Origin of the sequence: Bradyrhizobium sp. ISRA442 (genome assembly GCF_038085055.1) — a bacterium.
Taxonomy (GTDB): domain Bacteria; phylum Pseudomonadota; class Alphaproteobacteria; order Rhizobiales; family Xanthobacteraceae; genus Bradyrhizobium.
Genome location: NZ_JALGCN010000033.1, coordinates 1 through 22,996, shown reverse-complemented (window position 1 = coordinate 22,996; position 22,996 = coordinate 1). Strand labels below are relative to the sequence as shown.

General features: G+C 63.3%; 22 protein-coding genes and 1 pseudogene. 15 read left to right on the top strand and 8 right to left on the bottom strand.

The window, feature by feature from the left end; genetic code table 11:
* Positions 1–2: 2 nt before the first annotated feature.
* The 4 genes from MTR72_RS37475 to MTR72_RS37460 all read left to right on the top strand — a co-directional run bounded on the left by MTR72_RS37475 (position 3) and on the right by MTR72_RS37460 (position 3,691).
* On the top strand, positions 3–782 hold the full coding sequence (locus MTR72_RS37475) for an ABC transporter ATP-binding protein (RefSeq protein ID WP_280969625.1): 780 nt from the start codon (positions 3–5) through the stop codon (positions 780–782).
* Positions 783–785: 3 nt separating this feature from the next.
* A complete protein-coding gene (locus tag MTR72_RS37470; RefSeq protein WP_280969626.1) occupies positions 786–1,889 on the top strand; it encodes an ABC-type transport auxiliary lipoprotein family protein in 1,104 nt (367 codons plus the stop codon).
* A 156-nt stretch (positions 1,890–2,045) separates the two neighbouring features.
* Positions 2,046–2,759 carry a helix-turn-helix domain-containing protein gene (locus tag MTR72_RS37465; protein WP_280970923.1) on the top strand — a complete coding sequence of 238 codons (714 nt, stop codon included), beginning with the start codon at positions 2,046–2,048 and terminating at the stop codon, positions 2,757–2,759.
* 203 nt (positions 2,760–2,962) lie between these two features.
* The gene (locus MTR72_RS37460) at positions 2,963–3,691 is read left to right on the top strand and encodes a Crp/Fnr family transcriptional regulator (protein ID WP_280969627.1); all 729 of its coding nucleotides are present in this window, start codon (positions 2,963–2,965) and stop codon (positions 3,689–3,691) included.
* A gap of 10 nt (positions 3,692–3,701) precedes the next feature.
* On the opposite strand, the gene MTR72_RS37455 is transcribed toward MTR72_RS37460, so the two are convergent.
* A complete protein-coding gene (locus tag MTR72_RS37455; RefSeq protein WP_341512099.1) occupies positions 3,702–4,478 on the bottom strand; it encodes a cyclase family protein in 777 nt (258 codons plus the stop codon).
* A 538-nt stretch (positions 4,479–5,016) separates the two neighbouring features.
* Here MTR72_RS37455 and MTR72_RS37450 point away from each other — a divergent pair.
* The 5 genes from MTR72_RS37450 to MTR72_RS37430 all read left to right on the top strand — a co-directional run bounded on the left by MTR72_RS37450 (position 5,017) and on the right by MTR72_RS37430 (position 8,990).
* Entirely contained in the window at positions 5,017–5,220 is a 204-nt protein-coding gene (locus MTR72_RS37450; protein WP_341512098.1) for a hypothetical protein, read from the top strand.
* 22 nt (positions 5,221–5,242) lie between these two features.
* Entirely contained in the window at positions 5,243–6,214 is a 972-nt protein-coding gene (locus MTR72_RS37445; RefSeq protein WP_280969631.1) for a TRAP transporter substrate-binding protein, read from the top strand.
* A gap of 62 nt (positions 6,215–6,276) precedes the next feature.
* Positions 6,277–6,822 (top strand): TRAP transporter small permease, encoded by a 546-nt coding sequence (locus MTR72_RS37440; protein WP_280969632.1) that lies wholly within the window; start codon positions 6,277–6,279, stop codon positions 6,820–6,822.
* Positions 6,813–8,105: a TRAP transporter large permease gene (locus MTR72_RS37435; protein ID WP_280969633.1), complete on the top strand. Its 1,293-nt coding sequence runs from the start codon at positions 6,813–6,815 to the stop codon at positions 8,103–8,105. The genes MTR72_RS37440 and MTR72_RS37435 overlap by 10 nt, the downstream gene beginning before the upstream one ends.
* Before the next feature lie 78 nt (positions 8,106–8,183).
* Positions 8,184–8,990, top strand: a complete 807-nt coding sequence (locus MTR72_RS37430) for an SDR family NAD(P)-dependent oxidoreductase (protein WP_280969634.1) — start codon at positions 8,184–8,186, stop codon at positions 8,988–8,990.
* 15 nt (positions 8,991–9,005) lie between these two features.
* On the opposite strand, the gene MTR72_RS37425 is transcribed toward MTR72_RS37430, so the two are convergent.
* The 4 genes from MTR72_RS37425 to MTR72_RS37410 are packed head-to-tail and all read right to left on the bottom strand — an operon-like array spanning position 9,006 to position 13,290.
* Positions 9,006–9,704, bottom strand: a complete 699-nt coding sequence (locus tag MTR72_RS37425; protein WP_280969635.1) for a molybdate ABC transporter substrate-binding protein — start codon at positions 9,702–9,704, stop codon at positions 9,006–9,008.
* Positions 9,701–11,833, bottom strand: coding sequence for a xanthine dehydrogenase family protein molybdopterin-binding subunit (locus MTR72_RS37420; protein ID WP_280969636.1), 2,133 nt, complete (start codon positions 11,831–11,833; stop codon positions 9,701–9,703). The genes MTR72_RS37425 and MTR72_RS37420 overlap by 4 nt, the downstream gene beginning before the upstream one ends.
* Positions 11,830–12,300, bottom strand: coding sequence for a (2Fe-2S)-binding protein (locus MTR72_RS37415; protein WP_280969637.1), 471 nt, complete (start codon positions 12,298–12,300; stop codon positions 11,830–11,832). Before MTR72_RS37415 ends, MTR72_RS37420 begins: the two co-directional genes overlap by 4 nt.
* Before the next feature lie 15 nt (positions 12,301–12,315).
* Positions 12,316–13,290 (bottom strand): Bug family tripartite tricarboxylate transporter substrate binding protein, encoded by a 975-nt coding sequence (locus MTR72_RS37410; RefSeq protein ID WP_280969638.1) that lies wholly within the window; start codon positions 13,288–13,290, stop codon positions 12,316–12,318.
* A 233-nt stretch (positions 13,291–13,523) separates the two neighbouring features.
* Here MTR72_RS37410 and MTR72_RS37405 point away from each other — a divergent pair, with 233 nt between their 5' ends.
* Both MTR72_RS37405 and MTR72_RS37400 read left to right on the top strand, forming a co-directional pair.
* Positions 13,524–15,614 (top strand): molybdopterin oxidoreductase family protein, encoded by a 2,091-nt coding sequence (locus MTR72_RS37405; RefSeq protein WP_280969639.1) that lies wholly within the window; start codon positions 13,524–13,526, stop codon positions 15,612–15,614.
* A 125-nt stretch (positions 15,615–15,739) separates the two neighbouring features.
* Complete coding sequence (locus tag MTR72_RS37400) at positions 15,740–16,522, top strand: enoyl-CoA hydratase/isomerase family protein (protein ID WP_280969640.1); 783 nt, start codon at positions 15,740–15,742, stop codon at positions 16,520–16,522.
* A gap of 46 nt (positions 16,523–16,568) precedes the next feature.
* On the opposite strand, the gene MTR72_RS37395 is transcribed toward MTR72_RS37400, so the two are convergent.
* Together MTR72_RS37395 and MTR72_RS37390 are read right to left on the bottom strand one after the other, a co-directional pair.
* Positions 16,569–17,807 (bottom strand): hypothetical protein, encoded by a 1,239-nt coding sequence (locus MTR72_RS37395; RefSeq protein WP_341512097.1) that lies wholly within the window; start codon positions 17,805–17,807, stop codon positions 16,569–16,571.
* A 1,036-nt stretch (positions 17,808–18,843) separates the two neighbouring features.
* Positions 18,844–19,713: a group II intron reverse transcriptase/maturase gene (locus MTR72_RS37390; protein ID WP_280969642.1), complete on the bottom strand. Its 870-nt coding sequence runs from the start codon at positions 19,711–19,713 to the stop codon at positions 18,844–18,846.
* Positions 19,714–19,784: 71 nt separating this feature from the next.
* Here MTR72_RS37390 and tnpB point away from each other — a divergent pair, with 71 nt between their 5' ends.
* The 4 genes and pseudogenes from tnpB (at position 19,785) to groL (ending at position 22,534) form a co-directional block, all read left to right on the top strand.
* On the top strand, positions 19,785–19,952 hold the full coding sequence (gene tnpB, locus MTR72_RS37385; RefSeq protein ID WP_280969643.1) for an IS66 family insertion sequence element accessory protein TnpB: 168 nt from the start codon (positions 19,785–19,787) through the stop codon (positions 19,950–19,952).
* A 122-nt stretch (positions 19,953–20,074) separates the two neighbouring features.
* Positions 20,075–20,275 (top strand): annotated as a pseudogene (locus MTR72_RS37380) (transposase domain-containing protein); the annotation flags it as partial.
* 223 nt (positions 20,276–20,498) lie between these two features.
* Positions 20,499–20,813, top strand: a complete 315-nt coding sequence (locus MTR72_RS37375; RefSeq protein ID WP_280969644.1) for a co-chaperone GroES — start codon at positions 20,499–20,501, stop codon at positions 20,811–20,813.
* Between the two features lie 80 nt (positions 20,814–20,893).
* Positions 20,894–22,534, top strand: coding sequence for a chaperonin GroEL (groL, locus tag MTR72_RS37370; RefSeq protein WP_280969645.1), 1,641 nt, complete (start codon positions 20,894–20,896; stop codon positions 22,532–22,534).
* A 274-nt stretch (positions 22,535–22,808) separates the two neighbouring features.
* Here the strand turns inward: groL and MTR72_RS37365 are convergent.
* Positions 22,809–22,996: hypothetical protein (locus tag MTR72_RS37365; RefSeq protein ID WP_341512096.1), on the bottom strand; the 188-nt coding region annotated here is incomplete at its 5' end.

Genomic DNA, 22,996 nt, shown 5'->3' with positions numbered 1-22,996 from the left:
CCATGTCGGGGGTGGCACAAGCGTTCGCAATTCGCGTCAGCGACCTCGTGGTCGGCTTCGGCCGGCAGATTGTGCTCGATCACCTCTCGCTTGAAGTCTGCGGCGGGGAAATCCTTGGCCTGGTCGGTGCCTCCGGCGGCGGCAAGTCGGTCCTGATGCGGACCGTCATCGGGCTCGTCCCGCGGCGAGGCGGCACCATCGAAGTCATGGGACAGCCGATCGGCAGTGCGCACGACCGCAGCGCGCAGGACGCTGCCGGAAAATGGGGCATCCTGTTCCAGCAGGGCGCACTGTTCTCCTCGCTGACGGTCCGGCAGAATCTCCAGTTTCCGCTGCGCGAGAACCTCGCCCTCTCCCAGGAGCTGATGGACGAGATGGCGATCGCCAAGCTCGAGATGGTTGGGCTGAGAGCAGAGGATGCCGAAAAATATCCGTCCGAGCTGTCCGGCGGCATGACCAAGCGGGTGGCATTGGCCCGCGCCCTCGCTCTCGATCCGCCGATCCTGTTCCTGGACGAGCCGACCTCCGGCCTCGATCCGATCGCTGCCGGTGATTTCGACGCCCTGATCAAGACATTGCAGAAGACCCTGGGGCTCACCGTGTTCATGGTGACCCATGATCTCGCAAGCTTGACCACGGTCTGCGACCGCGTCGCGGCGCTGGCCGACGGCAAGATCGTGGCGATCGGTCCCATGCGCGAACTTCTTCAATCAGAGCATCCCTGGGTGAGGGCCTATTTTCACGGCAAGCGTTCCCAGATGCTGCAACCCCACATGAGATGAGACATGGAAACCCGCGCTCCCTATGTGCTGATCGGCGCCTTCGTCCTGGCTGCGATCCTCGTGGTCTTTGGCTTCGTCTATTGGCTGAACAATACGGGCGGCATCGGGCCGCGCGCGACCTATCGCGTGCAGTTTCAGGGGCCGGTACCGGGACTGCTGGTCGGCGCCGGCGTGTTGTTCAATGGCATCCGCGTCGGCGAGGTCACCGAGCTTGGTCTCGCGCCGGACAATCCGCGCTTCGTCAGTGCGACGATTTCGGTTGCGTCTGCGACTCCCGTGCGCGCCGACACCAAGGTCGGGCTCGATTTCCAAGGGTTGACCGGCGTACCGGTGGTGGCTCTGGAAGGCGGCACGATCGCTGCCAGACCGGGCGAGCCGTTGATCTTGATCGCCGAGGCCGGGGCCGGCCAGAGCATGACGCAGGCGGCGCGCGATGCGCTGCGGCGGGTCGATTCCGTACTGGAGGACAACGCCGGTCCGCTGAAGGATACGATCGCCAATTTCAAGACGTTCTCGGACGGGCTCGCGCGCAACGCCGGCAAGCTCGACGGCATCGTTGCGGGACTCGAGAAGATGACGGGCGGTGGAGCGCCTGCGCAGAAGATAACCTATGACCTGCGGGCACCGCAGGACCTCGGGCCGGTCGGCAAGGCGCTTTCCGCGTCATTGGCAATTCCCGAGCCGACCGCGGTTGCAATGCTCCAGACGCAACGGATGCTGTTCTCGCCGGTTCCGGACATCCCGGGCTTTGCCGAGTTCCTGTGGGCCGACAGCATTCCAAAGCTGGTGCAGGCGCGCCTGATCGACAGTTTCGAGAACCTCGACATCGCCCACGCCCCGTTGCGCACGACCGACCTGGGTCAGGCGGACTATCAGCTCTTGATCGATATCAGGCGCTTCCGCATTGCCGCGGAAGGCGAGCCGCGAGCCGAAATCGGACTGTCGGTGAGGATTGTCGACAAGAACGGCAAGGTGATCGCTTCGCGGCTTGTGGAAGCGAGCGAGAAACTCGACAAGATCGAGCCGACCGCCGCAGTCGCGGCATTCGACGCCGCCTTCGGCCGCATCGCAAAGGAGCTGGTCGGTTGGACGGTACAGGCCGTCTAACTCTCGGGCCGGTCGTTCCCGCGTCTCCAGCAGAACAAGGCGGCCATGTCCGCCGAAATTGATCTGCGTCAACTGCCTCTGTCACGGTGCAGTAAAATGCAGGCCGTGCGGCGGACTCGGCTTGATGCGGGCGGCGGCCGGCGCTTGGAGCGGTGGATGAAGGCTTCCTTGGTCACGATTGAGCCGAACGGGCATTCCTGCAGCGATTGTGCGGTCCGCGAATTCGCAGTCTGCTCGTCATTGGACGCGGCCGAACTCCGGGAGCTCGAGCACCTGGGACGCCGCGTCCATTTTATCGCAGGCCAAACCGTCTTCTCCGAGGAGGACATCACTACGTCATTCTACAACGTGCTCGGCGGCGTCATGCGGCTGTACAAGCTGTTGCCGGATGGCCGCCGGCAGATCGTCGGCTTTGCATTGCCCGGCGATTTCCTGGGGATGAACGTTTCCGGGCGCCACAACTTTTCGGCCGATGCGATCGGCGCAGTCACCGTCTGCCAGTTCGCGAAGGCGCCTTTAGGCCGGTTCATTGAGGACCGGCCGCACCTCTTACGGCGAATCAACGAACTGGCGGTCCGCGAATTGAGCCAGGCGCGCGACCACATGGTCCTGCTCGGTCGCCGCTCGGCGGACGAAAAAGTCGCCAGCTTTTTCCTCGGCTGGCGTGAGCGGCTGATCGAGCTCAAGGGGTCGATAGATTCGGTTTCGCTACCGATGAGCCGGCAAGACATCGCCGACTATCTCGGTCTCACCATCGAAACCGTCAGCCGCACCTTCACGAAGCTCGAGCGCCTCGGCGTGATCGAGATCATCCCGGGCGGCATCAGCCTGCTCGACGCCGCACGGGCCGAGGCTCTGGCGGCTGCCTGAAGTCGGGCCGTCCCATTCTTCTGTGGCGCCTGCAACTCTGCATCGATTGGAATGCATTGGCGCACCCTGCGGATGTCAGTTTTGGCCGTCCACGGCATTTTCGCGGCATTTGCCTCAAATCATGTGCATGCTTTCCGGTTGAAAAGCCGGGCGGGGTTGACTACGCAGGAACCCAGTGCCTCGCAGTCTTAGGAGCCCGCGGCGTGCCTCAGGACAAGACCGGCGACCCCCGACAGTCGTCGGGTAACAAATTATCGGTCCTGCGCAAGCACCCGATCTTCGCGGATCTGGAGCCGGAGGCGCTCGATCAGCTCTGCCGCTATGCCAAGCACACGACAGTGAAGCGCGGCGCGACGATTGCCGCGAAGGGCGACCCGGGCAACAATCTGTTCGCGGTGATCTCGGGGACAGTGAAGATTTCCTCCTCCTCGCCTGATGGGCGGAATGCCATTCTCAATCTGATCGGCCCTGGGGAGATTTTTGGCGAGATCGCGGTCCTCGACGGCGCGCCGCGTTCGGCGGATGCTACCGCCAACACCAATTGCGAGCTCTACGTCATCGATCGCCGGGACTTCCTGCCCTTTGTCAAGAGCCAGCCGGCGCTCGCGATGAAATTCATCGAGCTGCTCTGCGCGCGCCTGCGCTGGACCAGCCAGCAGGTCGAGCAGGTGATCCTGCAGAACCTGCCGGGCCGGCTCGCAAGCGCGTTGCTCGGTCTCACCGAAGAACGCAAGCTCGATTCCGGCAGCGGCACGCTCGCCATCACGCAGCAGGAGATCAGCGAGATGGTGGGGATGACGCGCGAGAGCATCAACAAGCAATTGCGCGCCTGGGCCGGACGCAATTGGGTTCGCCTCGAGCATGGCGCGATCGTCGTGCTGGATACCGATGCGCTGCGCGAGCTCGCCGAGAGCGGCCTCGACGGCGAGTGACGGCACCGACCTAGCCGTCGATGATGGCGACCGCGCGGGTCCAGCCCGCCGAAGCCCGTTCGATCTTCACCGGAAAGCACGAGATTGTGAACCCGGTCGAGGGCAGCTTGTCGAGATTGTGCAGCTTCTCGAGATGGCAATAACCGATGTGCCGTCCGGCCTTGTGGCCCTCCCAGATCAGACGGGCATCCTTGGTTTCCGCATATTTTTGGGCTGTGTAGACGAACGGCGCGTCCCAGCTCCAGCCGTCGGTTCCGGTCAGCCGGACGCCGCGTTCGAGCAGGTACATGGTGGCCTCATAGCCCATGCCGCAGCCGGAATTCACGTAATCCGCCCGGCCGAACTTGGCGCCGGCGCTGGTGTTGACGACGACGATTTCCAGCGGAGAGAGCGTGTGACCGATGCGCTTGAGCTCGTTCTCGACGTCTTCCGCGGTGGCCACGTAACCGTCGGGCAGATGCCGGAAATCGAGCTTCACGCCGGGTCGGAGGCACCACTCGAGCGGCACCTCGTCGATGGTCCATGACCGCTCGCCCCGGTTCATGGTCGGATGGAAGTGCCAGGGCGCATCGAGATGCGTGCCGTTATGCGTGGACAGCGAGACCTGCTCGACGGCCCAGCCCTGACCGTCCGGCAGATCCTCCGCCTTGAGGCCGTCGAAGAACTGCAGCATGCGCGGCAGGCCCTGCTGGTGATCGATGTACTGGATCGTCGGGTGATTGCCCGGGGGATCGGCCGGCACGTCGTTCTGCAACGGCACGGAAATATCGATCAGCTTGCGCGGCATGGCATTTCTCTCGGGATGTTCCGCTCTGTTTCGAAGCATCTTGAGTGGGCTGCATCGGCGACGTCAAGTGACGCGCCGGTGCGCCGAGCGTCACCGCAACACCGCGCGCGGCAGCTAGAGCGGGACCTCCGGCAGGCAGATCACGAGCGTCAGCACAAAAAGCATCGCGCCCCGCAGCGGCCAGATAGCTTCGGAAAAAAGGGACCATCCGCCGATTGCGCCTGCGGAGCCCGCGTGATCGATCAATGCAACTCTTGCATTGATCGATGCCGGATTTGGCTTGGACTCAGAATGCCGCCCGCCCTAGGGACGACATTGGCGACATCGCGCTGATGCAGCGCGTTCGCACAGGGATGGGCGACCGTCTCGTCCGAACCTCCAAGCCGCAGCCAATAGCGGTCGAGCATAAAATGAGAGGAACATCCATGGATGCAACGAGCATCGTAACCTCGCATCCGGCATTGGCCAGGGCGAGGCGCGATTGCAGGGGGGCCGGCGCTTGCCGCGCGGGGTCCTCGCCGGCTGGAAGCCTTCAATCGTGCCGCAGCACGAGGGCGACGACGTCATGAACGGCGACCTTCGCGCCAAGGCCGAGGACTTCGCGGCGGAGATCTTCAAGCAGCCGAATCCGCTCGACTCCCTCGCACAATCCTACCAAGGTGGTGCGGTTGTGGCGCTTGACTTCACACCTGAAGTGGAGCGACCCAAGGCGGCCCGCAGCACCTGCCCAACGACGACATAATCAACTCAGGAGGAAAGCCCAGATGAAGACACTAACCGGCATTATCGCAGCCGCTGTGCTGGCGGTCTCAGCGCCCTTGGCGACCGCACGCGATTTCCGCTCCGCCGACGTACACCCCGCTGACTATCCGACCGTCGAGGCCGTCAAGTTCATGGGCAAGCAGCTCGCGACGGCGAGCGGCGGCAAGCTCGGTGTGAAGGTGTTTCCCAACGGAGCCCTGGGCTCCGAGAAGGACACGATCGAGCAGCTCAAGATCGGCGCACTCGACATGATGCGGATCAACGCATCGCCGTTGAACAACTTCGTGCCGGAAACCATCGCGCTGTGCCTGCCTTTCGTCTTCCGGGACACGCAGCACATGCGCACGGTCCTTGACGGGCCGATCGGCGATGAGATCCTGGCGGCCATGGAGCCTGCGGGATTGGTCGGCCTTGCCTATTACGACAGCGGCGCCCGGTCCATTTACACGGTCAAGGCACCGATCAAGTCGCTCGCGGACCTCAAGGGCCTGAAGATTCGCGTCCAGCAATCCGACCTGTGGGTCGGCATGATCCAGAGCCTCGGGGCCAACCCGACGCCGATGCCGTATGGCGAGGTCTATACCGCTCTCAAGACCGGTCTGGTGGACGCTGCCGAGAACAACTGGCCCTCCTACGAGTCGTCGCGCCATTTCGAGGCAGCCAAGTTCTACAACGTCACTGAGCACTCCCTGGCGCCCGAAGTTCTCGTGATGTCCAAGAAGGTCTGGGACACGCTGAGCAAGGAGGATCAGGCGATGATCCGCAAGGCGGCCAAGGAATCGGTGCCCGTCATGCGCAAGCTCTGGGACGAGCGTGAGCAGGCTTCCCGCAAGACCGTCGAGGCGGCCGGCGTTCAGGTCGTTACGATCGCCAACAAGCAGGAATTCGTCGATGCGATGAAGCCGGTCTACGCGAAGTTCGCCGGTGACGAGAAGCTGCAGAGCCTCGTCAAGCGTATCCAGGACACGAAATAAGAACGTAGCGTCGGGGCCGGCGTCGCCGACCGGCGGCACCGGACCCTCGCAAGGAGACGCGGATGACAGACCCACACGTCGCAAACCACGAAGCAGTAGCCGGACGCCCGTCGACCGGCTTGCTGTCACGGATCAATGCCGTCATCGCTCGCGTGGGCATGTACCTGTCCGTGAGCGGCCTGCTCGTCATCGTCACCATCGTGTTCTACCAGGTGTTCGGACGTTACGTGCTCAATTCCAGTCCGACCTGGACGGAGAACCTTGCGCTGGTTCTGATCCTGTATGTCACGCTGATCGGCGCCGCCGTCGGCGTGCGCGATGCCGGGCACATCGGCATGGACAGTTTGCTGGTGATGCTTCCGGATCATTTGCGAGAGAAGATCGAGCTTGTGATCCACGTTCTGGTGGCCGTGTTCGGCATTGCGATGGTCTACAACGGCTGGATCCTCGGGGCGTCGGTCGGAACCGTGAAGATCCCCAATCTCGGCCTTCCCGAGGTCGTTCGCTACATACCGCTGATCGCCTCCGGCGTCTTGATCGTATCCTTTTCAATCGAGCACATCATTGCTCTCCTGCGCGGCGAAGAGGTCGTCCCCTCATGGAACTGATCATTCTCGGCGCCACCTTCTTCGGCTTCCTCATCCTTGGCGTACCGGTCGCCTTCGCGATCGGCCTCTCGGCGATTTGTACCATCCTGTATGAAGGCCTGCCGGTTGCCGTCATCTTCCAGCAGATGATGTCGGGGATGAACATCTTCTCCTTCCTCGCCATACCGTTCTTCGTCTTCAGCGGAGAGCTGATGCTGCATGGCGGCGTCGCCGACAAGATCGTGCAGCTCGCCAAGAACCTCGTCGGACATATCCGCGGCGGGCTCGGCATGTCGAACGTGGTCGCCTGCACGCTGTTCGGCGGCGTATCCGGCTCGCCGGTGGCCGACGTGTCGGCGATGGGGGCGGTGATGATCCCGATGATGAAAAAGGAAGGTTTCGATACCGACTACGCCGTCAACGTCACCACCCACGCCTCGCTGGTCGGAGCGCTGATGCCGACCAGCCACAACATGATCATCTATGCCCTGGCCGCCGGCGGCAAGGTATCGATCGGCGCGCTGATCGCCGCTGGCATCTTGCCAGCGCTCGTGCTGATGGCGTGCATGCTGGTTGCCGCTTACGCCGTCGCGGTGAAGCGAGGCTATCCGGCCGGTAAATTCCCGGGCTGGGCCGAGGTGGTCCGCTCGTTCGCGGCCGCTCTGCCCGGCCTCCTGATCGTCGGCATCATCCTGGCGGGCATCCTGTCCGGTGTCTTCACTGCAACTGAATCCGCAGCCGTCGCGGTCACCTACACGATCCTGCTGACCTTCTTCATCTACCGCACCATGACCTGGAACAATTTCTTGCGGGCCGCCGCCAAGGCGGTGAAGACGACGGGTGTGGTGCTGCTGCTGATCGGCGTCTCCACCATGTTCCAGTATCTGATGGGGCTCTACGAGGTGGCCGACCTCGCCGGCGATATGATGAGCAAGGTGTCCACGGAACCCTGGGCCATCTTCCTGCTCATCAACGTCATCCTGTTCCTGCTCGGTACGTTCATGGACATGGCGGCGACGATCCTGATCTGCACCCCGATCTTCCTGCCGATCGCGATGAAGGCGGGCATGGATCCGGTGCAGTTCGGCATGCTGATGCTGATCAACTGCGCCCTGGGGCTGAACACGCCGCCGGTCGGAACGACGCAATTCGTGGGCTGCGCCATCGGCGGCATCTCGGTGGGCGCGGTGATGCGCACCATCCTGCCGTTCTACGCCGCCCTGATCGCAGCGCTCATGTTCGTGACCTACGTTCCCGCCTTCTCGCTTTGGCTGCCGCGCCTGCTGATGGGGTACAAGGGATAGCTGCCGTGCATACGCCGACACTTGGCGGGCGAACCGGCCTTGCGATACTTTGCGTCGCAGCAACAGGAGAATCTGTCTGTGACTGACTATCGCAAGCTCTTCGATCTCACCGGCAAGACCGCAGTGGTTCTCGGCGCCGCGTCGGGCATTGGCAAGTCGTCGGCGGAAGCGCTGGCCGGGCTCGGTGCTCGCGTCGTCTGCGCCGATCGCGCGCTTGACGCTGCCGAGGCGACCGCCGCCGGCATTCGGGAGAAAGGCGGCTGGGCGGAAGCCGCCGCGTGCGATGCTGCGAGCGCAGCAGATGTCTCCGCGCTGGCCGCGACCGTGATACAGAAATTCCCGCGGCTCGATATCGCCGTGACGACGCCCGGGCTCAACATCCGCAAGACCATCCTCGACTACACCGAGGAGGACCTCGACCGCGTCGTCACGCTCAACGTCAAGGGCACCGTCTGGTTCTTCCAGGCCTTCGGCCGCATCATGGTGGAGCAGAAGGGTGGCAGCATCATCGCCTGCTCCTCGGTGCGCGCCGTGACGATCGAGCCCGGCCTTGCGGTGTACGGCTCGACCAAGGCGGCGATCGGCCTCCTGGTGAAGGGATTTGCCTCCGAGGTCGGCCGCTCCGGTGTACGCGTCAATGCGATTGCGCCGAGCATCGCGGAGACCGCGCTGACCGGCCCCTTCAAGCAGCGCCCCGACATCTACAATCTCTACGCCGGCCACACGGTGTTCAACCGCTGGAGCAGCGCCGATGAGGTTGCGACAGCGGTGGCCTACCTCGCCTCGGATGCCGCGAGCTATGTCAGCGGCAGCACGCTGTTCGTCGATGGCGGCTGGACGGCGGTCGACGGTCCGCCGACTGGGCTCACCCAACTGAACAACTAAGGCGCGCGTGCGCATCTAGCCGGAAAAGCCCACGCGCCGGCGCAGCTCGCTCTGGTCTGCACCGGCGAGCAGCGCGATCAGCGCGCGCGCCTCTGCCGGATGTGCGGCCCGCATGGTGATGCCGGCGGTGTACATCGTGACGAGCTCGCTTCCCGCCGGCAGCGATCCGGACATCACGATGCCCTCGGTTGCAATGATCTCGGTCGCCTGCGTGCATCCGATCGGCCTTTGGGCCGTAGACGCTGCAAGTTCCCGCATTGCGGTCGCGCCGTTCGGATAGATCTTGAGGCGGGATGCGACCTCATAAGCAATGCCGAGCTGATCCAGGACCTTGGCCAGGTGCATGCCGGCGGTCGAAGCCTTGGTGTCCGGGACGAAGATAGCATCTGCGGCGCGCAGCACCGCGCGCAGATCGGCTTCGGTCTTTACCAGCACTTTCGGATCGCCGGCACGAACTGCAAGCGCCGTCTCGACCTTGCCGATGTCCACGATCGATGCGGCCGTTACGAGCTGCTCGTCGGCGAGCTTCGTGACGAGCGCGCGCGTCAGGATGACGAGATCGGCCGGCGTGCTCGCGCGCAGTCTGTCGGCCATAATGCCGACCGCGCCGAATTGACCGTCGATACCGAATCCGGTCTGCGCCTTGAAAGCGTCGGTGAGGCCGCGAACGAGGCCTTGCGCCGCACCTCCGCTCAGGATGTTCAGTGTCGTCACGGGGCAAGCTCCATGGCTGCAATGATCCTGTCGCGCGTGATCGGCAGGTCGCGCACGCGCACGCCGAGGCAATCGAAGACCGCATTCGCAATCGCGGCCGTCACCGGGCCGTGGGCGGCTTCGCCGGCACCGACCGGCTCGATCTCCGGCCGCTGGATGACTTCGACATCCACCGCCGGCACTTCACTGAACGTCAGGATCGGATAGTCCGTCCAGGAGGTCGACGTGATGCGTGTCCGGTCGAAGCGGACGCGCTCCTTCAGCGCCCAGCTCGTCGCCTGGATCGCGCCGCCCTCGATCTGGTTGATCACACCGTCCGGATTGATGGCCTCGCCGACATCGACCGCAAGCGCCAGCCGCTTCACGCGGATATCGTCGGCGCCTTCGATCTCGGCAATCGCGGCACAATAGGCGCCCGTGTTCTTGTAGCGGGCAAAGCCGACGCCGTGACCGACTCCGGCTTGCCTTTGCGGCTTCCACTGCGCGCGCCGCGCCGCGGCGCGGATGACATCCTTTGCCCGCTCGTCGCGCAGATGGCGCAAGCGGAACTGGATCGGGTCTTCGCCGCGCAGAGCAGCGATCTCGTCGAGCAGGGATTCGATGGCGAACACGTTGCCTTGCCCGCCCAGGGTCCGCAGCGCCGAGGTGCGCACGGGCATGGTCAGCAGCCGGTGGCTCGTGATGGTCCAAGCCGGGAGGTCATAGAGCGGAACGGAGTTGCGGTCGCCGCCACCGCCATTGGCAGCCGGCGGGTTGGACGAGATCATGCGCGGGTAGGGATTTGCGATCTCGGTTGCCGCACGCAGCGCGGGCTGCGCCGCGCGACCCGGCCGCGCGGCGTGGCCGTTGCTCCAGATCGCATGGCGCCAAGCGATGATCTCGTTGTCTGCGTCGAGATCGGCCTCGATCTCGATCGCCATCGCTGCGCCAAACGGCGCGTGGGACATCTCGTCGTGACGTGACCACTGCACCCGGACCGGTCGGCCCGCGGCGGCCTTTGCCAGCAGAACGGCATCGAGGGCGACATCATCGGCCGCATTGTGTCCGTAGCAGCCGGCGCCCTCCATGTGCTCGACGATGATGCTCTCCACCGGCAGCTTCAGCACGATCGCGAGATCGGCGCGCAGCAGATAGACACCCTGGCTGTGTGTCCAGACGTGGACGCGATCGCCGTCCCATTGCGCCATGGCACAGGAGGGCGCGATCGAGGCGTGCGCGACGTAGGGGCGGGTATATTGCCGGCGAAGGGTGTGCGCGATCGCGCTCGGTCTTGCCCCTGTTTTGGTGTCGATGACGGTCGTCTCGACCGGCTGGCTCTTCAGGAAGCCTGCGAGATCATGTTCATCGGGCAGCGGCTCGCCGGCCGACCACGTCGCGCCCTTGCGCAATGCCTTCAGTGCAGCTTCGGCCGCTGCTTCAGTCCCGGCGACCACGCCGGCAAAACCGCCGTCGCGGACAATTGCGACGAGGCCGGGAACAGCGCGCGCGCTCTCTTCATCGAGCGCGACCATTTTGGCGCCCGAAATATCCGGCCGCAGCACGCGTCCGTGCAGCAGGCGCGGCAGCGCGCAGTCATGGATGAAGCGCGGACGCGCGAACACCTTGTCGGGAATGTCGACGCGCTGGATCGAACGTCCTGCAATGCCGCGTGTGGAAGCGGACTTCGCCATCGCGCCCGCGGTAGCGTCGCGGTCGAGAGAGACTTCGCCGGCCAGTTCCCAATAGCTGGTCCTGACATTGCCAGGTCCCGAGATCGTGCCGTCGTTGACCTCGAGCTGCGATGCATCGACGCCGAGACGCTCCGAGGCCGCGGCGAGGAAGAGTTGGCGCACCTCCGCGCAGACCTGGCGCAGCGCACGGCCGGACTGTTGGATCGAGAGGCTACCCGAGGTGACGCCCTCGTTCGGGCTGGTCGCCGTTGAGGCGCGGATCATCTCGATCCGGCCGATATCGACATCGAGCTCGTCGGCGGCGATCTGGGTCAGCGCGGTGACGATACCCTGGCCGATCTCGACCTTGCCGGGCGCGATCGCCACCTGGCCTTGGTCGGTGATTTTCACCCAGGACGCCAGCTTTGGATTGGCGGCCAGGCTGACCGACAATTTCGGGGCAGAGGAGGGCGTGCTCATGACGCAGCCAGCTCCGAGGCCGCCTGCAGCACGGCGCGCACCATGCGGTTATGCGATCCGCAGCGGCACAAATTGCGATCGAGTGCAGCTCTGACCTCGGCCTCGGTCGGCGACGGATTGCGCTTCAAAAGCGCCGCCGCGCTGATCAGGATTCCTGACACGCAATAGCCGCATTGCATCGCCTGTTCGGCGATGAAGGCGCGTTGCAGCGGATGCGGATGCTCCGCTGTGCCGAGGCCCTCAATCGTGGTGACGTCCTTGTCGGCGACCGACCACATCGGCATGTCGCAGGACGCGATCGCGCGATCGCCGACCATGACATAGCAGGCGCCGCATTCATTGGCCCCGCAGCCGAAATGCGGGCCGGTCACGCCGAGCCGGCCGCGCAGCACGTCGAGCAGCATCTGGTCCGGATCGGTCTCGACCGCAATGGCGGCGCCGTTGAGCTGGAAACGAATGGTCGGCATGGTCGAACAGCGGCCTCAGGACTTGTCGAACTTCTTGACGACATCGGCCCATTTAGCGATGTCGCCGCGCAGGAATTTGTCGAACTCCTCCGGCGTCATCGACATGGGCACGGCGCCCTGTTCCGTCCAGAGCTTGACGATGTCCGGCCGCTTCAGCATTGCGTTCACGGCGGCGTTGAGCTTGTCGATGATCGGCTTCGGCGTGCCGGCCGGCGCCATCAGGCCGAGCCAGATCGTGGCCTCATAGCCAGGCACGCCGGCCTCGATCGCGGTCGGCACGTTCGGCAGCACCGCGGAGCGTTGCTTGCCGGTGGTCGCAAGCGCGCGCACCTGGTTCTCACCGACGTTCGGCGCCATCGCCGGCACCGCATCGATCATCATCTGTACCTGTCCGCCGATCACCCCGCTGCGTGCCTCGCCGCTGTTGCGATAGGGGACGTGCACGACGTCGATGCCGGCCATGGCTTTGAACAGCTCGCCGGCCATGTGGTACGGCGTGCCCTGACCGGAGGAGGCGTAGTTCAATTTGCCCGGCTGCGACTTGGCGAGCGCGATGAACTCCTGCAGCGTCTTCGCTGCGACCTGTGGGTTCACCACGATGACGAGATCGGAATAGTTCACCGGGGCGATCGGCGCGAGGTCGCGCATCAGGTCGTATTTGCGCTGGGCCGCCGTCAACAGTGATTCGTTGGCGGTTTGTGTGTTCGACATCATCAGCAAGGTGTAGCCGTCCGCCGGCGACTTGACCGCCTCGACCGTACCGATGACGCCGCCCGCGCCGGTGCGGTTCTCGATGACGAAGGGCTGGCCGAAGCTCTCCTGGAGGACGTTGCCGATTAGCCGGGCCGCGACATCCGCCGGCCCGCCGGCGCCGAAGGGAACGACGATCCGGACCGCATGGGCAGGATAGTCTTGCGCGAAACAGGAGGGCGCGGAGAATGCACTGAACAGGCCGGCAGCCAGCGCCAGCACAATCCTTGCGGGCGTCATGCCCACCTCCCTCTGTCGTTGTTGTTGGCCGGCACTGTAGCGGCAGGGCGCGCGGACTGTCGACGCCTCAGAAAGTCGATCACGCTGGGAATATCGGCCGGCTTCCGGGGTGACCGCGCCGCATTTCGCAGTCGCGGCAGGAACCGGCAACGCACGCGGCTTGAGCAAATTGCATAGGCATTGCCGGATAAATGCCCTCGGCTGGCCGGTATTTTGATGTTACGGATTTCCCCATGAACCAGCACGCCAAGATCGAGATCCGCCACTCCACCTGTCCGCATGATTGCCCCTCGGCCTGCGCGCTCGATGTCGAGGTGGTCGAGGGCCGCAGCATCGGTCGCGTTCGCGGCTCCAAGCGGCAGACCTACACGGCCGGCGTCGTCTGCGCCAAGGTCGCCCGCTATGCCGAGCGCATCCATCACCCCGAGCGGGTGATGTACCCGATGCGCCGCACCGGGCCGAAAGGATCCGGCCAGTTCGCGCGGATCTCCTGGGACGAGGCGCTCGACGAGATCGGCCATCGCTTCAACGAGGCCGAGCGCGAGTTCGGCGCGGAATCGATCTGGCCCTATTACTACGCCGGCACGATGGGGCTGGTGATGCGCGACGGTCTCAACCGCCTCACGCATGTGAAGAAATATTCGCGCTTCTATTCGACGATCTGCGCGAACGTCGCGCGCGTCGGTTATGCAATCGGCACCGGCAAGATTGCCGGCGTCGATCCACGCGAGATGGCGCTGTCCGACCTCGTCGTGATCTGGGGTACCAACCCCGTCAACACCCAGGTCAACGTGATGACGCACGCCGCGCGTGCGCGCAAGGAGCGCGGCGCGAAGATCGCGGCCGTCGACATCTACGACAACGAGACCATGAAGCAGGCCGACATCAGGATCATCCTGCGGCCCGGCACCGATGGCGCGTTCGCCTGCGGCGTCATGCACGTGCTGTTCCGCGACGGCTATGCCGACCGCGCCTATATGGACAAGTACACCGATTGCCCGGCCGAGCTCGAGGCGCATCTGAGAACGCGCACGCCGGAATGGGCGTCCGCGATCTCTGGCGTGCCGGTGTCTGAGATCGAAGCGTTCGCGAAGGCGGTCGGCGAGACCAAGCGAACCTTCCTGCGCCTCGGCTACGGCTTCACCCGCTCGCGCAACGGGGCCACGCAGATGCATGCGGCACTCTGCATTCCCGCGGTGACCGGCGCCTGGCAATACGAAGGCGGCGGCGCCTTCTTCAACAATTACGCGCTGTGGCATTTCGACGAATCCATCATCGAGGGCCATGACGCGATCGATCGCACCACGCGCGTGCTCGACCAGTCCCAGATCGGCCGTATCCTGACCGGCGACACTGAGGCCTTGCACGGCAAGGGCCCGATCAAGGCGATGCTGATCCAGAACACCAACCCGATGACGGTGGCGCCGGAGCAGGCGCGGGTAGCACAGGGTTTTGCGCGCGAAGACCTGTTCGTCGCCGTGCATGAGCAGTTCATGACCGAGACGGCGCAGATGGCCGACATCGTGCTGCCGGCGACCATGTTCATGGAGCATGACGACCTCTATTACGGCGGCGGCCACCAGCACATCTCGGTGGGCGCGAAGCTGATCGATCCGCCCGGCGAATGCCGCTCCAACCATGAGGTCTTGCAGGCGCTGGCGCCGCGCGTCGGCGCGATGCATCCAGGCTTCGAGATGACGTCGCGCGAGTTGATCGATGCGACGCTGAAGCTGAGCGGCCACGGCGACATCGCCGGGCTCGAGGCCGACATCTGGCGCGACCTGCAGCCGGATTTCCGGACCTCGCATTTTCTCGACGGCTTCGCCCATCCCGACAAGAAATTCCACTTCAGGGCGGATTGGGCGCATCCGCCGTTCGGCCAGACGATGGGCGATATCGACAACATGCCTGATCTGCCGGACCATTGGGCGGTGATCGAGCAGGCCGACCAGGCCCATCCGTTCCGGCTTGCCACCAGCCCATCGCGCAGCTTCCTCAACACCACCTTCAACGAGACGCCGTCCTCGCAGGCGCGCGAGGGCAGGGCGAGCGTGATGATCCATCCGCTGGATGCAGCCTCCCTCGACATTGCTGACGGCGATGCGGTGACGCTCGGCAACATCAGAGGCGAGACCACGCTGATCGCAACGCTGTTCGACGGCGTGCGGCGCGGCGTGCTGATCGCGGAATCCGTTCACCCGAACAAGAACCATATCGGCGGCCGCGGCATCAACATGCTGACCGGAGCCGAAGCCGTCGCGCCGATCGGCGGCGCCGCATTCCACGACAACAAGGTCTGGATCAGGAAAGCGGTCGCGGGCTGACCGCGCGCCTCCGTTGCCAGCAATTTGCGTCGAGGCGCTAAAGCGGCGCCTCGCTGCAGATTGCTCTTGCACCTGCCGCCCGCGCTGCCGCAAATGCTGCAAACGGACAGCAAGGAAGCGACGTCATGACCGACAACACAGCCGTCATCACCGAAAAGCGCGGGCAGGCATTCTGGATCACCATCAACCGGCCCGAGAAGCGCAACGCGCTGAACGGCGAGGTCATCGCCGGCATCAGCAAGGGCTATCGCGACGCCCATGACGACAAGGACGTCCGCGTCATCGTGCTGACCGGCGCCGGCGACAAGGCGTTCTGCGCCGGCGCCGACTTGCAGAATTCCGGTGCGGCGTTCGCGATGGATCATTCCCGGCCGAATGTCGACTATGCCGATCTGCTCCGCCTGTCACAGAACGCGACGAAGCCCGCGATCGCGCGGGTCGGTGGCGTCTGCATGGCCGGCGGCATGGGCCTTTTGTGCATGACCGACATGGCGGTTGCGGCCGACCATGTCATCTTCGGCCTGCCGGAGGTGAAGGTCGGCGTGTTTCCGATGCAGGTGCTGAGCTTGCTGCAGTCCATCGCGCCGCCGCGTCTCGTCAACGAATGGGCGCTCACCGGCGAGCCGTTCGATGCGAAAGCTGCGCAAGCCGCGGGCCTCTTGAACTATATCGTACCGGCGGCCGAGCTCGACGCCAAGGTCGACTGGCTGATCGGCCGCACCGTCGACAAATCCCCGACCGCGATCCGCCGTGGCAAATACGCCATGCGCGCCATTGCCTCGATGTCGTTCGACGAGAGCATCGCCTACACCGAAAGCCAGATCGCGCTGCTCGCGATGACCGAGGACGCCAAGGAGGGGCTGAAGGCGTTCGGCGAAAAGCGCAAGCCGGTATGGACGGGGCGGTAGACCCGATGTTGGAACAAACTCAGAGAGGCATCCGGCAAAACGATGCCTATCTCGTTCGCGCCACGAGCTGATCGTCAAAGGAAGCTGTTCCCGCGCGCTGCAATCGGCGCTTTTTGGTAGCCGCAATGAGCTGCTTGCGCGTGCGCTTGGCATAAGTTGGCAATTGGTATTTTGAACGATGGCGGCCGGCGGTGCGCAATTCAGCATCCGTGAGATCGCTGTCGGCGCCTTCGGTGAAGCCGCCATGGCGAAATGATGTGAATGAAAGTTCGTGACGAAGCCCGGCTGCGGCGATGATCTTTTTTACGACGGAGCGGAGGTATCGCAGATCTTTGCGTTGGGTGATCCATGGGACGGGAATGCTCGATCTGCGATGAGGGTGGTCGCGCCGGAAGACCAATCCGGAGCCGTGCCCCGCTTTGATAGCGTCGAGTTCCGCCATCAACTCGGGGAAAAGCGGCGTGCCAGTTTCGTCAAAGAGGGGCCACCATGCTTCTTCGCCGTTCTTTGGATGGACAATCCTGACGCTATCTGGTCGTCCCTCCGGGCGGTAGTGCGCAAGTTCGAAAATGCCGAAGACATGCTCTTCGCGCTGCAGCCATTCCCAACTCAACAAAGCGGCTGTAGCGATGGAGTAAAACCCGAGTTTCTTGGCACTGCGCCTGAACGCGACAAGCTCGTCCCAGTTTGCAGTGGGCGTCTCCCGCTTCGGTTGACCAGGGGCTCGAGACCTTAGCCCCATCCGGGAGAACGGGTTTATTTCGGGGACCTTCGCCTCATGAGCGCGCTGGCCAACAAACCAAGCGCGCCTGCAAGCCGTCATGGCAGCATTTGCGAAGCGCCGGCGTTCGTATTTGACGGTGTTGCCGTCCGCTTCCTTGCGTTCTACGACCAGCAACTTCGCATAGACGGCATCGACAAATCCTCTAGAGAAGGCAGAAATCTGTTTCGAGCCCGCCCGACTGCCGTCCTTTAGCTCGTGATTAGCAAAAAGCGCTAAGCCCTGGGCGTAAAGTCGCTGCGTTTTGTGATCGAGTTCTTTCCACTTCTGGTGCGTCTTGAATACCCATACGAGCCAATCGAAAGTGCCAGGTGCAGGCGGAGTAGAAGACAGGTCGGTTAGCCCCCCAGAACGCCAGCTGTCAAAAGCGGGTAACAAGACTTTCTTGACCCGGTCTACAGCTGCATCGAAATCCTCGCCAAGTGCCTCAGGTTCGATGGTACAGCCTTGTCTGCGTGCCCAGGTGGGCGGCTCGAAAAAATAGGCCCAACCGCCATGCTTCAATGCCTTCCGCCGACAGTAACGAGGAAGTCCAGGCGTAGTGTTGGACAAATTCATACGAGCGAGGTCAGGTCTTGTCGGTCTAGCTTATTGGGGTTTGTAGCGCTGCACGCTGCCGCGAAGTCATCAATAGCTGCCTTCGACCAAACTGGCTCTCGGGAGCGACCAGTTCCGTGATAATGCGTCGGCGGAGGAGCTTCCCCGCGGACTATCGCGCGCGCAAGTTCGACTGTATTGCGGTAATCTAAATACGCTGCGACCATATCCGCCCGCATGACGGCTGGCCATGCGCCGACCGGCGGGTAACGAGCAGGAAGTGCAATGCGAGATCCCATTAGTCTCCATCCGCACAGATAGTTCGCCACAGATTTAAGCTTTCGCGCTTCTTCGCCGTCCTCTCTCGCTGGCGCGCGCATAAGGATGCCAAATCGTCTGTCTCGGTGTCCGCCATGCGGGCTCCGGCTAGCTCTAGTTGACCCACTGCTCGAATCCGAACGCGAAAACTAATTGAGAAACAAGTCGAGGCGATAGCTCGTGCGGCAATCGGGTGGCCTGGAGGGAAATTGGGCTGGAGTGCGCGCGCAACTAATTTAGGTCGGGACTGGCGCAGGAGGGTGGAACACAGAGCTGCTTGGGAAAAAGGTGATCGAAATCGATCACAAAACAGTTCAAGAGGTGGGCATCCGGTCTGGATGACTTTCGGCAGGGTGGTGTTTGCCCGCTGCTCGAGAGGCATCTGATTCCCTTTACCCATGCGTCCTCGTTCCAACAATCTGTCGTTCAAGTCGCTCGGGAAGCAGGGTTAGGAACTCCAATTGTCGGAATGGCAGACATGTCTGGATCCGACGGCAGACAGCGTCTGTCGCGGTACACAGATGTATGCGAGGGGAATTCAATTCTGTCTCTGTCGTTTGTGCGCGAGCGGCTTGCGCCGCACCGGGCTCTTGTGAACCGAGCCGCGCAGCGTCTCGGTAGGGTAGGCGCGGGATACCTCGTCGAGGATATCCCTACGCCTCCCCCCAAACCGTGCGGGCACTTTTCAATGCACACGGCTTTCCATACGCGCATGCGCTCGACCGGAGACGGTTGCGCGGCATGACGGACACAGGACGATCGTCTTGCGCCGCCAACCGGACTGTTTCCAAACCGTCAGCGAACCGCTTCGCAGGTCTCCAACGCGGCGGAGGTGATGCATCTCAAATGGTCCGGTCCTATCACCGCACCCTTCGCACCTGCGAGCGTTGAGGCGATCGATCAGATCATTGGGGCTTTTGACCCACCACGCCCCTGCCGTGACGTTGTCCACCACAGGACTCGTCCAGTAGGTCTGGGTCAGATGCTTCAGTCTCCACAGCTTGATACTGCGAAGTTTACCACGGACCACGGAGCTGACTTCGTAGTCCGTACCCTTCCACAGACGTGCCATGGTTCTCGCTCTCGTCGTCCGATGTCGCATCGCCAGCGTCTTCACAAGGCTGCGGAACACAACAAGCTCCAACAGTCCCAAGGCGCTCTTGAAGTCATCGGCAAACGAATGGTAGTTCGCAAAACCACGGAACTCTGAGTTATAGGCGAGGACGGTTGCGACATCGCTGGTGACCAAGAACTGCTCGCGCGGACGGCCAGTCTTTCTGGCGAGATCGCCATAGTCGTGTCGCTTGCAGAACGCGGTAACCTCCTTGCGCGGCACTCGCAAACTGACATTGCCGGTGGTCGGCCGGCGTACCACGCGCCATGTCCGGCCATCCGGCCCCGTGCGGTTGGATTTGCGTCCAGCCCCATAGGATGTGTATGTCGAGATGCGATAGCTGAGGAAGGTCACTCCCTTTGAAGCGGCGTGAACTCCACTTTTCTCGGCCGATACGGCGAGCTTCAAGGCCTGCGTCAGGAACTGTTCGACGCGAGCCATGATCTCACACGCTTCCCGCTTGCTCCCGATTACGCCGATGAGGAAGTCGTCGGCGTAGCGGCAGTACGGGTTTGTGCCTGTTCGCCAAGCGGCTCGAGGAAGGCGTCTTCCGCTGGCCGAAGATCGAGGATGGCGTGATGCGTTTGTCGGCGGCGGAATTGTCGGCGCTGCTCGAAGGGCTCGATTGGCGGCGTGTCCACGCGGCACGGGAGACGGTCGTCCCGACGCAAGCCGGATAATTGTGGGCCGCGCTGCGACGAAGTGAATCAGGGGCATCGAGCGCGCCGTCAGGCGAGCGCGAATATGCTCTGATTTGCCTGTGAGCGATAACCTTCCTGATGATCCCGAGACGCTGAAGGCGATGCTGCTTGCCGAGCGGCACGAGAGCGAGCGGCTGCGCCAGATCATCAAGAAGCTGCAGCGTCATCGCTTTGGCCGGAAGGCGGAGTCGCTTCCTGAGGAACAGATGTTGCTGGGCCCCGAGGACGTCGAGCAGGTCGCAGCTTCTGCCGAGGCCGGTCAGGACGAGACAGCCCCGGAAGGCCGGACCGAAGGCGTAGCGGATGGCCTCGGCGAGCTTGTTTCACCCTGTTATCTTTTTGTTTGCGGCAGGGGCACCCGTCAACTTGAGCGCACACGCTCGACACGTCTGTGTTTAAAGTTGCACAAACATCGTGGGCCGAACCTCTTGCGCCCCAATGTCACTGGTATATGTGAGAGCGGTTGGCACTCGCTCGTTGCGACTGCCAACCTAAAGAATATTCACAAAAGTCAGGGAGGACTGCATGAAATTCCCTCCGCTTCACGACCGCGTCGTGGTCAAGCGCATCGAAGCTGAAGAGAAGACCGGTGGCGGCATCATCATTCCCGATACGGCCAAGGAAAAGCCCTCCCAGGGCGAAGTCATCGCCATTGGCCCTGGCGGCCGGGATGAGAGCGGCAAGCTGATCCCGATCGACGTCCAGGTCGGCGACCGCGTGCTGTTCGGCAAGTGGTCGGGCACCGAGGTCAAGATCGACGGCCAGGAGCTGTTGATCATGAAGGAGAGCGACATCATGGGCGTTCTTACCGACGTGTCGTCCAAGAAGAAGGCCGCCTAATCCACCGTCACCCCCTGAGGAGCGCCCGACCGGTGCTGCCTCGCAGGTGAGCGGCGAATTTCAATTCAGGGAGGACAAATATGTCAGCTAAAGAACTCAAATTCGGGGTCGATGCCCGCGACCGGATGCTGCGCGGCGTCGACATTCTCGCCAATGCGGTCAGGGTGACGCTCGGCCCCAAGGGCCGCAACGTCGTGCTCGACAAATCGTTTGGCGCACCCCGCATCACCAAGGACGGCGTCGGCGTCGCCAAAGAGATCGAGCTCGAGGACAAATTCGAGAACATGGGCGCGCAGATGGTGCGGGAGGTGGCCTCCAAGTCCGCTGATGCGGCCGGCGACGGCACCACCACCGCGACCGTCCTTGCGGCCGCAATCGTCCGCGAGGGCGCCAAGTCGGTTGCCGCCGGCATGAACCCAATGGACCTCAAGCGCGGTATCGACCTCGCCGTCGAAGCTGTGGTGGCCGACATCGAGAAGAACTCCAAGAAGGTCACCTCCAATGAGGAGATCGCCCAGGTCGGCACGATTTCGGCCAATGGCGATGCCGAGATCGGCAAGTTCCTTGCGGACGCCATGAAGAAGGTCGGCAACGAAGGCGTAATTACCGTCGAAGAAGCGAAATCGCTCCAGACCGAACTCGATGTCGTCGAGGGCATGCAGTTCGACCGCGGCTACATCTCGCCCTACTTCGTCACCAATGCCGACAAGATGCGCGCTGAGATGGAAGACGCCTACATCCTCATAAACGAGAAGAAGCTCTCGTCGCTGAACGAGCTGCTCCCGCTGCTCGAGGCCGTGGTGCAGAGCGGCAAGCCGCTCGTCATCGTCGCGGAAGACGTCGAAGGTGAAGCGCTCGCAACGCTGGTGGTGAACCGCCTGCGTGGCGGGTTGAAAGTCGCTGCCGTCAAGGCTCCGGGCTTCGGCGATCGCCGCAAGGCCATGCTGCAGGACATCGCGATCCTGACCGGCGGCCAGGCGATCTCGGAAGACCTCGGCATCAAGCTCGAGAACGTCACGCTCAACATGCTCGGTCGGGCCAAGAAGGTGATGATCGACAAGGAGAACACCACGATCATCAACGGCGCTGGCAAAAAGGCCGACATCGAGGCGCGCGTGGCCCAGATCAAGGCGCAGATCGAGGAGACCACCTCGGACTACGACCGTGAGAAGCTCCAGGAGCGTCTCGCCAAGCTCGCGGGCGGCGTCGCGGTGATCCGCGTCGGCGGGGCGACCGAGGTCGAGGTGAAGGAGCGCAAGGATCGCGTCGATGACGCGATGCATGCAACCCGCGCGGCGGTCGAGGAAGGCATCCTGCCAGGCGGCGGCGTCGCCCTACTCCGTGCCTCCGAGCATCTCAAGGGCATCCGCACCAAAAACGACGACCAGAAGACCGGCGTCGAGATCGTGCGCAAGGCGCTGTCCTGGCCGGCCCGCCAGATCGCGATCAATGCCGGCGAGGACGGCTCGGTCGTGGTCGGTAAGGTCCTGGAAAAAGAACAGTACGGCTATGGCTTCGACGCGCAGACCGGCGAATACGGCAACCTGGTCACCAAGGGCATCATCGACCCGGCCAAGGTCGTGCGTGTGGCTATCCAGAATGCGGCTTCGATTGCGGCGTTGCTGATCACCACCGAGGCCATGGTCGCCGAGCTGCCGAAGAAGGCCGCTGCCGGCCCGGCCATGCCTCCGGGCGGCGGCATGGGTGGTATGGACTTCTAAGCCACCCATTGAGCGCCCAAAAAGCACAAGAAAGGCCCGGTATCGCTGCCGGGCCGTTCTGCATCATACTCCGCTCCGACCATCTTTCATCTTTCGCGCCTCAACAATTTGCAAACAATCCGCCGTCCCAGCCAAGCGCGATGCCCTCTGAGGCCCGCACTGCGCCAGCTCGGCCAGTTTGCAGGCTGGGCGCGCAATGTGGCGATTCGTCCAACTCAACAGCAGACCAGTTTGTGAGCCGACTCTGTAGTCAGGGAACTCCGCCAGAGGCGTCTCAAACATCAGGTGTCACGAAACGTCGATAGCCAGCAATCGTGCAGCCAGTCGAGCGTTCTTGGCAATGGTTGCGAGCGCAACGTTCAGATCCGCCAAGGTCTTCTGGTCCAAAGCGCGCGAACGATTGTTGCCCGCAGGTCAGAGATTGATCGCGCACTTTCGAACGAAGGTACCCATCCGGTGAAG